The 15,271-nt window shown below is 69.8% G+C and carries 14 protein-coding genes; 4 read left to right on the top strand and 10 right to left on the bottom strand.

Translation table 11 applies throughout. The annotated features are described in order from the left end of the window. The 3 genes from xth (at position 1) to J2Y58_RS13775 (ending at position 1,973) form a co-directional block, all read left to right on the top strand. Entirely contained in the window at positions 1 to 771 is a 771-nt protein-coding gene (xth, locus tag J2Y58_RS13765; RefSeq protein ID WP_310104016.1) for an exodeoxyribonuclease III, read from the top strand. Further along, positions 768 to 1,568, top strand: a complete 801-nt coding sequence (locus J2Y58_RS13770) for a transporter (protein WP_310104018.1) — start codon at positions 768 to 770, stop codon at positions 1,566 to 1,568. The genes xth and J2Y58_RS13770 overlap by 4 nt, the downstream gene beginning before the upstream one ends. A 156-nt stretch (positions 1,569 to 1,724) precedes the next feature. After that, positions 1,725 to 1,973 carry a hypothetical protein gene (locus J2Y58_RS13775; protein ID WP_310104020.1) on the top strand — a complete coding sequence of 83 codons (249 nt, stop codon included), beginning with the start codon at positions 1,725 to 1,727 and terminating at the stop codon, positions 1,971 to 1,973. A gap of 54 nt (positions 1,974 to 2,027) precedes the next feature. On the opposite strand, the gene J2Y58_RS13780 is transcribed toward J2Y58_RS13775, so the two are convergent. Next, entirely contained in the window at positions 2,028 to 3,179 is a 1,152-nt protein-coding gene (locus J2Y58_RS13780) for an N-acetyltransferase (RefSeq protein WP_310104022.1), read from the bottom strand. A gap of 120 nt (positions 3,180 to 3,299) precedes the next feature. On the opposite strand from J2Y58_RS13780, the gene J2Y58_RS13785 reads away from it, so the two are divergent. Continuing rightward, entirely contained in the window at positions 3,300 to 4,379 is a 1,080-nt protein-coding gene (locus tag J2Y58_RS13785) for a fatty acid desaturase (RefSeq protein ID WP_310104024.1), read from the top strand. Positions 4,380 to 4,764: 385 nt separating this feature from the next. Here J2Y58_RS13785 and lptG read toward each other — a convergent pair whose 3' ends face one another. The 9 genes from lptG to obgE form a co-directional block, all read right to left on the bottom strand. Next, entirely contained in the window at positions 4,765 to 5,859 is a 1,095-nt protein-coding gene (gene lptG, locus J2Y58_RS13790; RefSeq protein WP_310104026.1) for an LPS export ABC transporter permease LptG, read from the bottom strand. Continuing rightward, positions 5,856 to 7,055, bottom strand: coding sequence for an LPS export ABC transporter permease LptF (lptF, locus tag J2Y58_RS13795; RefSeq protein ID WP_310104027.1), 1,200 nt, complete (start codon positions 7,053 to 7,055; stop codon positions 5,856 to 5,858). The genes lptG and lptF overlap by 4 nt, the downstream gene beginning before the upstream one ends. A gap of 77 nt (positions 7,056 to 7,132) precedes the next feature. Continuing rightward, the gene (locus J2Y58_RS13800) at positions 7,133 to 9,097 is read right to left on the bottom strand and encodes an ATP-binding protein (protein WP_310104028.1); all 1,965 of its coding nucleotides are present in this window, start codon (positions 9,095 to 9,097) and stop codon (positions 7,133 to 7,135) included. Positions 9,098 to 9,144: 47 nt separating this feature from the next. Continuing rightward, positions 9,145 to 10,413 (bottom strand): serine palmitoyltransferase, encoded by a 1,269-nt coding sequence (spt, locus tag J2Y58_RS13805; protein ID WP_310104029.1) that lies wholly within the window; start codon positions 10,411 to 10,413, stop codon positions 9,145 to 9,147. Continuing rightward, positions 10,410 to 10,652 carry an acyl carrier protein gene (locus J2Y58_RS13810; protein WP_310104030.1) on the bottom strand — a complete coding sequence of 81 codons (243 nt, stop codon included), beginning with the start codon at positions 10,650 to 10,652 and terminating at the stop codon, positions 10,410 to 10,412. The genes spt and J2Y58_RS13810 overlap by 4 nt, the downstream gene beginning before the upstream one ends. Before the next feature lie 42 nt (positions 10,653 to 10,694). Beyond that, positions 10,695 to 11,594 (bottom strand): NAD-dependent epimerase/dehydratase family protein, encoded by a 900-nt coding sequence (locus tag J2Y58_RS13815; RefSeq protein WP_310104031.1) that lies wholly within the window; start codon positions 11,592 to 11,594, stop codon positions 10,695 to 10,697. Further along, the gene (gene proB / locus J2Y58_RS13820) at positions 11,591 to 12,694 is read right to left on the bottom strand and encodes a glutamate 5-kinase (RefSeq protein ID WP_310104032.1); all 1,104 of its coding nucleotides are present in this window, start codon (positions 12,692 to 12,694) and stop codon (positions 11,591 to 11,593) included. Before proB ends, J2Y58_RS13815 begins: the two co-directional genes overlap by 4 nt. A gap of 56 nt (positions 12,695 to 12,750) precedes the next feature. Beyond that, entirely contained in the window at positions 12,751 to 13,680 is a 930-nt protein-coding gene (locus J2Y58_RS13825) for an RICIN domain-containing protein (RefSeq protein WP_310104033.1), read from the bottom strand. A 232-nt stretch (positions 13,681 to 13,912) separates the two neighbouring features. After that, positions 13,913 to 14,959, bottom strand: coding sequence for a GTPase ObgE (gene obgE / locus J2Y58_RS13830; RefSeq protein WP_310104035.1), 1,047 nt, complete (start codon positions 14,957 to 14,959; stop codon positions 13,913 to 13,915). Between the last annotated feature and the right edge of the window lie 312 nt (positions 14,960 to 15,271).

Here is a 15,271-nt window from a genome sequence, read left to right on the forward strand (position 1 = left end):
GTGAAGATCGTCACCTACAACGTCAACGGCATCAAGGCGCGGCTGCCGCGCTTGCTGGAGTATCTGGCCGAGGCACAGCCCGATGTGGTGTGCCTGCAGGAGCTGAAATCCAGCGACGATACCTTCCCCGAGGCCGATATCCGCGCCGCCGGGTACGGTGCGGTGTGGCACGGGCAGAAGGGCTTCAACGGCGTCGCGGTGCTCGCCAAGGGCGCCGATCCGGTCGAGCGGCAGCGCGGGCTGGCCGGCGAGCCCGAGGACGAGCATAGCCGCTATCTGGAGTGCGAGGTCTTCGGGCTGGTGATCGCGTCGATCTATCTGCCCAACGGCAATCCGGTGCCGGGGCCGAAGTTCGATTACAAGCTGCGGTGGATCGCGCGATTGCAGGAGCGCGCACGCGCGCTGCTCGCCGAAGAGAAGCCCGTCATCCTCGCGGGCGATTACAACGTCATCCCCAACGACGACGATACGTATTCGGTGAAGGCCATGGCGCCCGACGCGCTGATGCAGCCCGAAAGCCGCCAGGGCTATCGCGCGCTGGTGGCGCAGGGGTGGACCGATGCGCTGCGCACGCGGCATCCCAAGGGCGGGGTGTGGACCTTCTGGGACTATCAGGCCGGCGCGTGGCAGCGCGATGCGGGGTTCCGGATCGACCATCTGCTGTTGAGCCCGGCGCTGGCCGACCGGATGGCGGATGCAGGCGTCGACAAGGACTATCGCGGGCGCGAGAAGGCCAGCGACCACGCGCCGACCTGGGTGCGGCTGAAATGAGGCGCTGGTGGCCGGTCGTCGCGCTGGCCGGGGCGGTCGCTACGCCGGCGCTGGCGCAGGATGCGGGCGTGCGCTTCTGCCCGAACCGGCCCTCGCTCGGCGCGAGCGGGTGTACGACGCGGCCGGGGCAGGTGCAGGTCGAGATCGCAGGCGCCGACTGGCAGCGCGAGGATGACGAAACGACGCGCGAGGACCTGATCAACAGCGAGGTCGACCTGCGCATCGGCGTGTCGCCGCATAGCGAGGTGCAGTTGGGCTGGGTGCCGGCCGGCACGCTGCGGTCGCGCGACAGGACGACCGGCGAGGTGACGCGCACCAGCGGGATCGGCGACGTCACGCTGGGATGGCGGCGCGCGATCAGCCATCCCGACGGCGAGAAGCTGTCCGCCGCGATCCAGCCCTATGTCACGTTGCCGACCGGGCACGGCGAGATCGGTGCAGGCGACTGGTCTGGGGGAGCGGTGTTGCCGGTGTTCTGGCAGATCGACGACACGTGGAGCCTCGATTTTACCGGACAAATGGCGGCAGCGGTGGACGAGGACCGGCGCGGGCGGCACTTCGACGCGACCGGGGTGGTGGGCGTCGGCTATGCGGTGAGCGAGGCGGTGACCGCCAATGCCGAGCTGTCGGTGGAGCGCGACCAGGATCCGGCCGAGCACGTCGTCCGCACGCTGGCGGCGGCGTCGGTGGCGTGGCGACCGACCAAGCGGACGCAACTGGACGTCATCGCCGTCGCGGGGTTGAACCACGCGGCGCCGGATGCGCGCGTGGCGCTGGGCGGTGCGTTGCTGTTCTGACCGCGTTTCGGCATTTCGCGCCGAATATTGGTGTGTTCTGCCGGTGTAATACACCTATCATCCGCAAGAAACGGCGGAAATCCGCGAAAAAATCGAGTTGGCACGATGGCTGCAATGTGTCCTGCGTCCCCGATCAACGGGGCAGGGAGACTTGCCATGAAGACCATTGCCGCCGCCGTCATCGCCAGCCTGTTCGCCGTCGCTCCGGCGGTCGCCGCCCCCAAGGCGGCCCCGACCGCCGAGCCGTCGCCCGCCGCCACCAGCGAAGCGGCCGCACCGGTGCGCAACCCCAACACCCGTTATTGCTACAACACCGAGATGACCGGCTCGCACATCCTCTCGCGCGTCTGCAAGACCCGCGCCGACTGGAAGGAACTGGGCGTCAACGTTCCCGCCAACCTGTGAGGCGGGGGAGGCGGCGGGTTGCCGGGTCGGCCGGCGCCCGCCGCGAATGTCCGACTAAAGTGCGCGTTCGTAGACCTGATAGACCTTGTTGACGCGGCTGTCGATCGCGGTGGCGATCGAGTTCATGCCCTGGTTGTCGTCGAGCACCCAGCCGATCTCGCCGCGCGTCGCGCCGTAATTGGCGACGGACGCCTGGCGGATCGCCTCGATCATCATGAACGCCAATTGTCCGGCCAGGCGCGAGCTTTGCAGTTCCTTGCGGACGCCCATCAGCGGCACGCGCATCGTCCGCACGCGCGGCTTGCGCAGCCACAGCAGCAGCCTGGCCCAGCCGAACGGCAGCAGATTGCCCTTCAGGGGCGCGATCGCCTCGTTGAGGTCGGGCAGCGTGATCATGAACGCAACCGGCTTGCCATCCAGTTCCGCGATCCGGATCAAGTCGTTGAAGACGATCGGTTTCAGCTTGACGCCGACGTCCTTGATCTCGGGCGGGGTGAGCGGGATGAAGCCCCAGTTGTCGGACCAGGCATCGTTGAGGATGTCGAGGATGATCGCCGCCTCGTCCTCGAAGCGGCGCTTGTCGACCTTGCGGATGACGATGCTCGGGTTCGCCTCGCCCGAGCGGATGATGCGTTTGACGAGCTTCGGAAATTCCTGCGTGATGTCGAGCTCGTAGGTGATGAGCTGCTTGACGGGCGCGTAGCCGGCACGCTCGATCCAGCCGCGATATTCGGGCTTGTGGTGGCCCATCATCACGGTCGGCGATTGCTGATAGCCCTGGATGAGCAGGCCGGGCTCTTCCCAGATCGACATGCTGATCGGCCCCAGCGCCCGCGTCATGCCCTGATCGCGCAGCCAGCCCTCGGCCGTCGCCAGCAGTTCGACGAAGATGCCCTCGTCCTCGGCCTCCATCAGCCCCCATTGCCCGCAGCCGGGGCCGAAGCCGCGCTCGACCGGCATCTCCAGCCCGAGCGTATCGATATGCGCCGAGATGCGCCCGACGATCCGGCCGCCGCGGTGCGCGAGGAACAGCTGTGCGCGCGCATGGCTGAACCAGCCGTTCTTCTCGGGCGTGATGAGCCCGAGCGCCTCGCCCTTGAGCGGCGGCACCCAGTAGGGATCGTCCCTGTAGAGGCGGAATGGCAGGTCCACGAACGCCTTGCGATCGCGCTGCGTAAGGACGGGAGTGATCGAAAGCTCGGCCATATTGCTGGCGTGTAAACGGCTGGCTCGATCATGGCGAGTGAACATTTGTCCAGATGACCCGATGCGGCGGTGCTGTTGCGGTCACTGTCTCGCCACTATGTTAGGACAATGGAAAGCACCATGAACACGATGACTTTGGATCGCGCCGCTGCGCCGGCGCAGCCGGTGCGCGCGATCGTAGCCGACGACAAGGCGATGCTGAAGGCGGCGGCGGAGCTGACCCGCGACCTGGTGAAGCCGCGTCCCGGCATCTACTGGGCGGACCTGATCGCGTCCTCGCTGGTCGGTTACGGCGCGCTTGCGGCGGCGATCGCGGTGTCGTCGACCGCGCTCGCGATCGTGGCGGGCGTGGTGGCGGTGCTGGCGCTGTACCGCGGCATGAGCATGATTCACGAACTGACGCACGTGAAGCATGCCGCGCTGCCGGGCTTTCGTAGCGCATGGAACGCGTTGATCGGCGTGCCGATGATGATCCCGTCGTTCATGTACGAGGGCGTGCACAACCTGCACCATGCCAAGACGCGCTACGGCACGTCGGAGGACCCGGAGTATCTGCCGCTCGCGCTGATGAAGCCGTGGACGCTGCCGGTGTTCATCCTCGTCTCGGCGCTGGCGCCGGTCGGGCTGCTGATCCGCTTCGGCGTGCTGGCGCCGGTGTCGGCGCTGTCGCCCAAGCTGCGTGCGGCGGTGGTGGCGCGATATTCGGCGCTGTCGATCAATCCGCACTTCCGTCGCCGCATGCCGCATGGCGAGGAGAAGGCGCGCTGGGACCGGCTGGAGGCGGCGACCGCGGCGTGGGCGGTGGCGCTGGTCGTGCTGACGGCGACGGGCGTCATCCCGTTGAAGGCGTTCCTGATTTTTCTGGCGGTCGGGTCGGGCGTGGCGCTGATCAACCAGGTGCGGACGCTGGTCGCGCATCTGTGGGAGAACGAGGGCGAGGTGATGTCGGTGACCGCGCAATATCTCGATTCGGTCAACGTGCCGCCGCCGGCGTTGCTGCCGGTGCTGTGGGCGCCGATCGGGCTGCGCTATCACGCGCTGCATCACCTGCTGCCGGGCGTGCCGTATCACGCGCTAGGCGAGGCGCATCGGCGGCTGACCGCGGTGCTGGAGCCGGGTTCGCCGTATTACAAGGCCAATTACAAGGGCTTGCCGGGGCTGGTGGGCAAGCTGGCGACGGCCACGATGCGCGGGCGGTAGGCGCTTCGGCCGCGATTGTGGGGGGCGGCGGGGCTCCGGCGCCGCTGAGGTTCCGGCCCTTACGACGACCTGCGCGTCTGGATCCCCGCCTGCGCGGGGATGACGGGTCAGGGCTGGTAGGACGCTGGCGGTGGCGGAGGCGGTGAGGCGGGTTCGGTGATCGCGCTCGGTCATTCCCGCGTCGGCGGGAATCCAGAGCCGCTGAGGTTCCGCCCTTTGCGACAACCTGCGCGTCTGGATCCCCGCCTTCGCGGGGATGACGCCGTATGGGCGGTCGTAAACTCGGACAAATGAGGCGTTCGGCCCGCGTCCGGGTGGCGCTCGGGAGCCGCCGGGAGCCGCGACTTCACCGGAAATAGCGGCCCCGGGGCGCAAACGCCCGCGATTATTCTTCCGTGCGGAGCAGCACGGCTTCGCCGATGAGCAGGAAGAGCAGGAACGGCGCCCAGGCGGCGAGGAACGGCGGGTAGGCGCCGAGGTTGCCCATCGCCAGCGCGAAATTGTCGGCGACGAAATAGGCGAAGCCGAGCGCCATGCCGATCACCGCGCGGATGAACAGCGCGCCCGACCGCGCGATCCCGAACGCCGCCACCGCGCCGAGCAGCGGCATCAGCACCGACGACAGCGGGCCGGACAGCTTGTGCCACAGCACGCCCTCCAGCGCCTTGGTCGGGCGGCCGGCCTCGTCGAGGTCGTTGATCGCCTCGCGCAGGCCGCGGAACGACAGCGCGTCGCCGTCGACGTTGGCGAGCGTGAACTGGTCCGGGGTGACGCCGCGCCCGACCACGGTCGCGCCGAGCCGTGTGACCCGGCCCGAGGCAACGTCGAAGCGGCGCGCGGGCCAGATCCGCCAGCCGTCGCCGTCGCGCACGCCGCGCGGGGCGTTGATCAGCCCGCGCAGGCCGCCGTCGGGGTTGCGTTCGTAGACGGTGACGCCGCCCAGTTGCGCGGCCGCGCCGCGCCCCGAGATCGCATCGGCCTGGATCAGATCGTCGCCGGCGCGCACCCAGGTGTTGGTGCGGTTGCCACGATCGATCGGCATCGTGCCGTAATTGACCTTCTGCCACGCGCTCAGCTCGGCGGTCGCGCGGCTGACGACGCGGTCGTTGAAGGCGAAGGTGACGAACGCGATGCCGACGCTGGCCATCACCAGCGGCGCCAGCACCTGATGCGCGGACAGGCCGGATGCCTTGAGCGCCACGACCTCGCTGTTGGCGTTCATCGTGATAAGCGTCAGGATCGTGCCGAGCAGCACCGAGAAGGGGAGGAAGGTGGAGATCAGCTGCGGCGCGCGCAGCGAGACGTAGCGCCATACCTCCGCATCGCCGTTGCCGGCGGTGGCGAGGATGCGGCCGCTCTCGCTGAGCAGGTCGAGCGTCTGGAGCACCAGCACCAGCCCGAACAGGATGCCGAAGGTGCGGGTCAGGAACAGCCGCGCCATGTAGATCGCGACGGTGCGCGACGGGAACAGCGCGTTCATGCGCGAGCCTCCTTGCGGCGCCGGCCGGGCAGGTAGCGCGCGATCATCGCCCAGGCCTTGCCGAAGAAGCGTTCCAGCGCGCCGATCGGCTGCCCGCCGGGGACGTTGGCGATCGTATGGTACATCCACAGGATCAGCGCGGCGAAGATGACGAACGGCACCCACAGCGCGAGTGCCGGATCGACCGTCCCGCGCTCCCCCAGCGAGGCGGCGTATTGATTGATCTTGTGATAGGTGACGACCATCACGATCGAGAGGAACACGCCGAGTGCGGAGGTCGAGCGTTTCGGCGGCACGCCGAGCGCGACCGCGAGCAGCGGCAAGAGGAACATCGAGGCGACCTCGACCAGCCGGAAGTGGAATTCGGCGCGGCTGCCGTCACGCTGCTCCTCGCTGCGCGCCGAGGCGTGACCGAGCTTGGCGAGTTCGGGGAGCGTATATTCGAGGTTCTTGCCGCCGCGGGTGCGGAAGCTCTCGAACCGCGGCAGGTTGATCGGCAGATCGTGCGCGGTGAAGGTGAGCGTGCGCGGCGTCGTGAAATCGGGCCGGTTGTGGATCAGCGTGCCGTTGGTCAGGCGGAAGATGATGACGTTGGGATCGTCGGTCGCAAGGAACTGACCGGTGGCGGCGGTGACCCCGACCCAGTCGCCCTTTTCCGATTCGGCGTGGACGAAGATCCCCGACAGCTTGCGCCCGCGCTCCTGGCTGCGCTCGATGCGCAGCGTCAGCCGGTTGCCGAGATGCGTGAATTCGCCGACCTTGATCGAGGCGCCGAGCGCGCCGGTGCGCAGCTCGAACCGCAGCTGCTCATAGGCGTAGCGCGCCTTGGGCTGGACATAGCCGACGATCGCGATGTTGAGCGCCGCCAGCACGATCGCGTAATAATAGGGCACGCGCAGCAGCCGGCCGTAGCTCATGCCCACCGCGCGCATCACGTCCAACTCGCTCGACGTGGCGATGCGGCGGAAGGCGAGCAGGACGCCGAGCATCAGCCCGATCGGGATGCCGAGCCCGAGATATTCGGGGAGCAGGTTGGCCAGCATCTTCCACACCACGCTGACCGGCCCGCCCTGCGTCGCGACGAAATCGAACAGCCGCCGGATGCGATCGAGGATCAGCAGCATCGCCGAGATCAGCAGCGTCGAGAACAATGGCAGCGCGATCAGCCGGGCCATGTAGCGGTCGATCGAGGTCATGGGCGGGGCGGCGCTGCCTTGTGGCTGGAAGACGGGAGACGCCGGCTATACGGCGCGCGAGGCAGCGCGTCAGCAGCTTATTCGGCGGCGAGCGGGGTCGGATCGAGCGGGCGCGCCGCGGCCAGCACCGCACGGTCGAGCGCGGCGAGCGTGAACGGCTTGCGCAGCACCGGGCGGTCGCCGAGGTCGACGCCGCCGGACTCCCCCGCGAAGCCGGTGACGAACAGCACGGGCAGGTGCGCGAAGCCGGCGGGCAGCCGCGCGACCATCTCCGGCCCGGTCAGCGTCGGCATCAGCACGTCGGACACGATCAGGTCGACGTGCGGCATCGCCTCCAGACAGGCGGTGACCTGCGTCGCGTCGTGGCAGCCGCGCGCCTCGTGCCCGAGTTCGGCGAGCGCCTCCAGCGTCGCGGAGAGCACGCGCGGATCGTCCTCCACGACCAGGATCGCGAGCGGGGCGTCGGCGGGAGCGGCGGCGGCCGGCGGGGCGGGAGCAGGCGGGGCGGCCGGCGGGGCGGGGGCGGCGACGGCCACAGCCGGCGCGGCGGCTTCCCCGCCCCGGTCGCGCGGAAGCAGCAGCGTGACCGTGGTACCGCGTCCGGGCTGCGACGCGATCGATACCTCGCCGCCGACCTGCCGCGCGAAGGCGAAGGTCTGGCTGAGCCCGAGCCCGGTGCCCTTGCCGAGCGGCTTGGTGGTGAAGAACGGTTCGAACACGCGTTCGAGCACGTCGGGCGGGATGCCGCAACCGGTGTCGGTGACCGCGAGCGCCAGCGCATCGCCGCCGGGGCCGCTCTCGGAGGCCGGCAGCGACGCGGCGGCGGCGCGGATCGTGAGCGTGCCGCGCCCGGCCATCGCATCGCGCGCGTTCACCGCGAGGTTGAGCAGGGTATTTTCGAGCTGGACGCGGTCGACGCGCGTGCACCAGCCGCCGCTGTCGTCCTCCAGCGCGAGCGTCAGGCCGTCGCCGAGCGTGCGGGTCAGCATGTCCTCCAGCCCCGCGAACAGCGTCGCGATCGCGATCGGCTCCGGATTAATCGCGGTCTCGCGCGCGAACGCCAGCAGCCGGGCGGTGAGCGCGGCGGCACGCTCCGCGCCGTCGCGCGCGCCGTCGAGGTGGCGCGCCGATTCGGCGGCGCCTGGCGGCAGGTGGCGTGCGGCCAGCTCGATCCCGCTGATGACGACCGCCAGCATGTTATTGAAATCGTGCGCGATGCCGCCGGTCAGCTGCCCGACCGCCTCCATTTTCTGCACCTGGCGCAGCCGTGCCTCCTGCACGCGCAGCTCGTCGGTGGCGCGCGTGACCGCGGCGCCAAGTTCGTCGGCGCGGAGCCGCTCGCTTTCGGCCTCAGCACGCGCGATCGCGCGATCGGCGAGCGCCTCGACCATGATCCAGCCCATGGCGATCGCGCCGCCGACCAGCAGGACGCCGAACACCGCCAGCACCTTGGCGATCGTCGTCGAGCGGCGGACGGAGGCGCGCGCCTGTGCGGTGCGCATCTCCAGCAGCAGCCGTTCGTCGGTGATGATCCCGTCGAGCGAATCGTTGATGCGGGTGAGCGCGTCGCTCTGCCGCACCTGGTAGAAGCGCGAGAGCGCCTGGCTGTTCTGGCCGTAATTGGTGCTGAGCGCGGTGCGCGCCAGTTCGGTGCCACGGATCTGGAACGCCGACTGCAACGCCGCGACATGCGCCAGCTGGACGTCATTGTCGTGGACCAGCTTGGCAAGGCGGCCGATCGCCTGCCTGGCGCGGCGCCAGTCGTCGTAATAGACCTGCCCGAGCTGCTGGTCGCCCGAGATCACGTAGCGGCCGAGCGACGCCTCGGCATGCGCGACCGTGCCCTGGACGATCCGCGCAAGGATCATCACGTCGTAGCTGTGGCGTTGCGAGGCGAGCGCGCGGTCGCGCTGCGCATTGACCTCCGCCAGCGTCACCACCAGCAGCGCGAGCACCACCGCGCCCGCAACGGCCATCACGCTGAGCGCGATGGTCCGCCACGCCCCCGCCAATCCTCGCCATGGGGCATCGCGCTCGGTCACGGGCCCGATATTAGGTTAACAGGAGTCAATAAATCGCAAATGTCGGCTCAGCTGGTCGCGCCGGCAAGGCGTCCTGCCGCTTCGAACATCTCGATCACGCGCGAAATCTGCTCGGGCGTGTGTTCGGCGCAGATCGAGCAGCGCAGGAGGAAGGTGCCCGACGGCGTCGCCGGCGGCCGCGCGACGTTGACGTAGAGCCCGGCCTCGAGCAGCGCCTGCCACATCACCACCGCCTGCTGCTGATCCTGGAGGATCACCGCGACGATCGCCGAATCGCACGTCTCGGTGCCCAGCGCGAAGCCGAGCCGCTTCAGCCCGGCGTGAAGCTGTTGCGCGTTGCTCCACAGCCGTGCGCGCTTGTCGTGCGCGGTCATCAGCTTGCGGACGGAGGTGGCGGCGGTCGCGACCACCGACGGCGGCAGCGACGCGGTGAAGATGTACGGGCGGCACGAGAGGCGCAGCCCCTCGAACTTCGGATGGTTGGAGATGCAGAAGCCGCCGACCGTGCCGACCGACTTGGAGAAGGTGCCGATGACGAGGTCGACATCCTCGCCCAGCACCAGTCCCTGCGCCTCGTACACGCCGCGGCCGTGTTCGCCGAAGAAACCCATCGAATGCGCTTCGTCGACCAGCACCATGCAGCCGTGCTTCTTCGAGACCTGCACCATCTCGCGCAGCGGCGCGATGTCGCCGAGCATCGAATAGACGCCCTCCAGCACCACCAGCTTGCCCGGCTCCTTGGGCAGGCGGCCGAGCCTTTTGTCCAGGTCCTCCACCGAATTGTGGCGGAAGCGGACGATCTCCGCATCGCCCATCTTGCAGCCGTCGTAGATCGAGGCGTGGCTGTCGGCGTCGAGGATGACGTATTCGCCGCGGCCCGCCATCGTCGAGATCGTGCCGAGGTTCGCCTGGTAGCCCGTCGAGAAGACGATCGCGCCGCTCGCGCCGTAGAACGCCCGGAGCGCGTCCTCCGCCTCGACATGGTCGCGGAAGGTGCCGTTGAGCATCCGGCTGCCGTTCGTCCCGCTGCCGAACTGCTCCAGCGCGCGGGTGCCCGCGGCGATCACGTCCGGGTCGAACGTCATCCCCATGTAGTTATAGGTGCCGAGCAGGATCGTCTCCTTGCCGCGGATCACCGCCGTGGTGGGCGAGAGCACCTGTTCCATGACGATCCCGAACGGGTCGCGCACGCCCGATGCCATCAGCGCCTCGCGCTCCGCCAGCAGCGGATCGAACTTGGCGAACAGGTCGCGCGCCGGGGCGACCGGCGCGGGATCGAGGGTGCGCGCTTCGCGCTGGAGGCCGGTTTCGGTCACGGCTTCAGCTTCTCGACCGCGTCGGCGAGCTGGCCGACGTTCTCGATCTCGGCCTGCATGTTCATCGTGATGATGATGTCGAACTCGTCCTCGATCGCGGCGACGAAGTCCATGACGGTCAGCGAATCCCACTCCAGGTCGCCCTGAAAGGTGGTCGCCTCGGTGATGGCGACGCCCTTCTTGTTGAAGGGTTCGATCTGCGTGCGCAGCGTGTCGAGGATGGCGGTACGGTCGGTCATGGCGATGCTGTGGCCCTGAAATGCGGCGGTTGTCTGGCGGCGCTATAGCAAGCCGCGGGCGCGATACCACTGCGCGGTGTCGGCGAGGCCGTGCGCCGCGGCGATCCGCGGCTGCCACACGTCGGGCGGGGGCGCCTTGGCGGGGTCGGCGGTCCAGTCCGGGTGGAGCATGTAGGCGACGCGGTCGGCGGTGAGCTTGGCGCGGCGGCCGCGCAGCAGCCGGTCGGCGCGGGCGGCGGTGCGCAGCAGCGCGGGCGGCAGCGACAGCGGGCGCACGCGGCGGCCGACCGCGGCGCCGATCGCGCGGGCGAAGTCGGCATAGGTGAGGGGGGCGCCGTCGCTCGGCTCGTAGATCGCGCGGTCGGCGGGGGCGTGCGCGAGGGCCAGCAGCAGGCGCGCGAGATCGTCGACGTGGATGATCGACAGCCGGCCGTGCGGGGGCATGGGCACGATGCCGGTGCGGCGGGCGGCGCGGAACAGGTCGCGCTGCTCCATGTCGCCGGGGCCGTAGACGCCGGGCGGCCGCACGATCGTCCAGTCGAGCGCGCTGTCGGTTACGACCTGCTCCGCCCCCGCCTTCGACCAGCCGTAGTTCGAGAGCGTCGGCTCGCGCGCGGCTAGCGAGGAGACGTGGACGAAGCGGCGGACGTCCCAGGTGCGCGCGGCCTCCACGACATGGCGCGTGCCGTGGATGTTGGCGGCGGCGAAGGCGGCGCGATCGGCCGCGTTGACCGCGCCGGCGATGTGGAGGACCGCGTCGGCGGTCGAGACCAGCGCCGAGATCGCGGCCCGGTCATCCAGCGCGCCGGCGATCCATGTCACGCCCTCGCGCGGGGCTTGCTGGCGGCGGGCGAGCGCGCGGACGTGGTGGCCGGCGGCGAGCGCCTGGTCGATCACGGCGCCGCCGACGAACCCGGTGCCGCCGGTAACGGCCAGGATCACAGCAGCGCCATATGGTTGCGGTGGACGAGCGCGGCGCGCGGGGCATAGCCGAGCAACGCGGCGTGTTCCTCGCTGCGGCGGCCGAGCAGCCGGCGCGCGTCGGCGGCGTCATATTCGGACAGGCCGCGCGCGATCGCGCCCGCCGGCCCCGCAATGGTGACGAGGTCGCCGCGCGCGAACGCGCCCTCGACGCGGATCGCCCCGGCGGCGAGCAGGCTGCGGCCGTCGCCGAGCGCCTGTGCCGCGCCGGCATCGACATGGATCGTGCCCGCGGCGGTCAGCCCGCCGGCCAGCCACGCCTTGCGCGCCGGGGCGGTGCGTTCGGCGACGAAGAGGGTGTGGCGCGCCTCGGCGGACAGCGGACGCTCGACACGGCCGGAGGCGATCGCAAGCGCGGCGCCGGCGGCATTGGCGATGCGCGCGGCGGCGATCTTCGACACCATGCCGCCCGAGCCCATGCCCGAGGCGGAACCGCGATCCGCCATCGCCTCCACGCCGGCGTCGATCCGTTCCACGCGCGGGATGTGGATCGCACCGGGCAACGCGGGGTTGCGGTCGTAGAGGCCGTCGATGTCGGAGAGCAGCACCACGCCCTGCGCGCCCGACGCCTGCGCAATGCGCGCGGCGAGGCGATCGTTGTCGCCGAAGCGGATCTCCTCGGTGGCGACCGAATCGTTTTCGTTGATGACCGGCACCGTGCCGAGCTGAAGCAGCCGGCCGAGCGTGGCGGCGGCGTTGAGGTAGCGGCGGCGCTCCTCGAGGTCGCCGAGCGTCACCAGCATCTGCGCGGCGGTGAGCGCCTGCGCCGCCAGCACGTCGGCCCAGACGCCGGCGAGCGCGATCTGGCCGGTGGCGGCGGCGGCCTGCGCGTCCTCCAGGCTGGCGCGCCCGCCCCTGGCGAGCCCGAGGCGGCGCGCGCCGAGCGCGATCGCGCCCGAGGAGACCACCGCGACCTGCTGCCCGGCGGCGACCCGCTCCGCGATGTCGCGCGCGATCCCCTCCAGCCAGTCGCGCCGCACCCCGCCATCGGGGTCGACGAGCAGCGCCGAGCCGATCTTGACGATCAGCCGCGGGCAGGCGGCGGGGGGAAAGAGCGACATGACGCGGGGAGCGTTAGCCACGCGCGGCCCGCGCTTCAATCAGCGGATCGGGCCGATCAGCGTATCAGGCGCCATTGCTGGTTGGGGTGCCAGCTTTGTCCCCACAGCCGCACCGGCGCATCCGCCGTCAGCTCGCCGATGTTGTCGAGGCAGTTCCGCGTCGCGCGGTTGCACAACAAGAACCATCCGTCGCCGGTCGGCTTCATTTCCCATTGCTGGGTCGCGGCGCCGGTGGCGGTGGCCATGACCGCGGAGACATTGTCGCCGTCGCCCGACGCCTCGATCACCCTGCCGTCGGCGATGTTGGACAACGTGACGAACCCGTCCGCAAAGTCCACGCGCCATCGCTGGGTCGTGGCGGTGGTCGATGCCCCTTCGGTCGGGACGCCGCCCCCGGCACCGGCCAGCAGGACATGGCCGCTCGAACGGTTCTGGAAGCGGCGCGTGCCCGCGACGGCGGCGGTGACGTCGTCGCCCAGCCCCATGTCGGCGATCTGAGCGCTGAGGATCTGCGTGTTGCGCTGGGTCTCGCTGAATTCATTGTCGTAGTTCAGACCATAGGGCCAGAAGTGCTGCCGATCGGCGCTCAGGAACGCCTGCGCACCCTCGAACGCCCGTATCCGCGCCGCGGTGCGCACGCCCGTGAAGCGCCCGCCGCTGACATTGTGGTCCCAATTGTCGGTCGAGCCCGAGCCGAACCAATGCGCCAATTCGTGCAACGCCACTCGCCGCCCGATCATACCGCCGAAGCGGATCTGCCTGCGATAGCTGGCATCCGCGGTCGGCGTTCCCGCCCCATAGGTGACCCATATGTTGCCCGCAAAGGCGCCGAGGGTGTTCGTATGCGTGACCGCAAACTCCATGGCGTCCCGTATCGCCGGCAGCTTGTCGGCCGGGATGCCGGGATCGAGCGTGTAGCCGAGGCTTCCGAGGAGGTACGGCTCGATCGTCGCCGCCGAAGCCGGCGACGGGGCGGGTGACGGCATCGGCGACGGGACCGGCGTTGGCGATGCGACGGGCGAGGGGGCCGGGGCGGGCGGCGACACCACGACGGGCGCGCTGGCCGCCGTGGTCGGGGATGCGCCTTCCCCGTCGCCGCACGACGCGAGGCAAATGGCCATGGCCAATGACGTTCCTGCCCTGATCCGCATCACCAACCTCCGTTGGTGACGCGTTATGCAGGAATCTTGCGAAAATGGTTAACGCTCGTGTCGCGACCTACACCGGCGACCATTCGAGCGCGTCTTCCTGACCGTCGTCGTCGACCGGGCGGTCGGGGGCCGGAATCGCTTCCAGCAGGCGGTCGAGCGCCCAGTCGACGCCCACGCCGCTGGCGCCCGAGATCGGGATCACCGCCGCGCCGCTGGCTTCCTCCAGTTCGGCGGACAGTGCCGCGATCAGTTCGTCGTCGAGCGTGTCGATCTTGTTGAGCGCCACCACCACCGGCTTCTCGTCCAGGCCGGCGCCGTAAGCGGTCAGCTCGTCGCGGACGATGCGGTAGCTTTCCGCCACGTCGGCGTCGTTGGCGTCGATCAGGTGGAGCAGCACGCGGCAGCGCTCGATATGCCCCAGGAAGCGGTCGCCGATCCCGGCGCCGTCGGCCGCGCCCTCGATCAGCCCGGGGATGTCGGCGACGACGAATTCGCGCTGCTTGTGGCGCACGACGCCGAGCTGCGGGCGGGTGGTGGTGAAGGCATAGGCGCCGACCTTGGCCTGCGCGTTGGTCACCTGGTTGATGAAGGTCGACTTGCCGGCGTTGGGCAGGCCGACCAGCCCGGCGTCGGCGAGCAGCTTCAGCCGCAGCCACACCCACGCCTCCTCATACGGCCAGCCGGTGCCGTGCTGGCGCGGGGCGCGGTTGGTCGAGGTCTTGTAGCTGGCGTTGCCGCGCCCGCCGTCGCCGCCGCGCAGGAAGGTGATTCGCTCGCCGACGCGGGTCATGTCGGCCAGCAGGGTGCGTTCCTCGTCGTCGGCGAGGATCTGCGTGCCGACCGGCACCTTGATGACGAGATCCTCGCCGCCCGCGCCGGTGCGGTTGCTGCCCGAGCCGCCGATGCCGCGCGGCGCGCGGAAATGCTGCGTGTAGCGGAAGTCGATCAGCGTGTTGAGACCGGCGACCGCCTCGAACACGATGTCGCCGCCCTTGCCGCCGTTGCCGCCGTCCGGGCCGCCGTATTCGATGAACTTTTCGCGCCGGAAGCTGACCGCGCCGGGGCCGCCCGCGCCGGAGCGGACGAAGATTTTCGCTTGATCGAGAAAGTGCATGGCGCGCTCCGTACCGCTTTAGCGCGGCTAAAGCGATATCGGAGCGCGCCCGACCGGCGCGGGCAATGCCCGCGACCGACGACGCGGCTTTGCCGCGGCGGGTGCCTCGCACTCCGTGTCATTCCCGCGTAGGCGGGAATCCAGACGCGCAGGTCTGTCGATAGGAACGAGAGGTCAGAGGTTCTGGATTCCCGCCTGCGCGGGAATGACGGGTTTTGGTGGAGGCTGTGTGAGAACGTCCCGGTGCTGCGACGTAGCGGGACGGATGCGAGGGGCGCTCAGTCCTGCATCGCTGCAACCAGCGCTGGCACG

The sequence above is a fragment of the Sphingomonas sp. BE138 genome (assembly GCF_031456125.1).
GTDB lineage: Bacteria > Pseudomonadota > Alphaproteobacteria > Sphingomonadales > Sphingomonadaceae > Sphingomonas.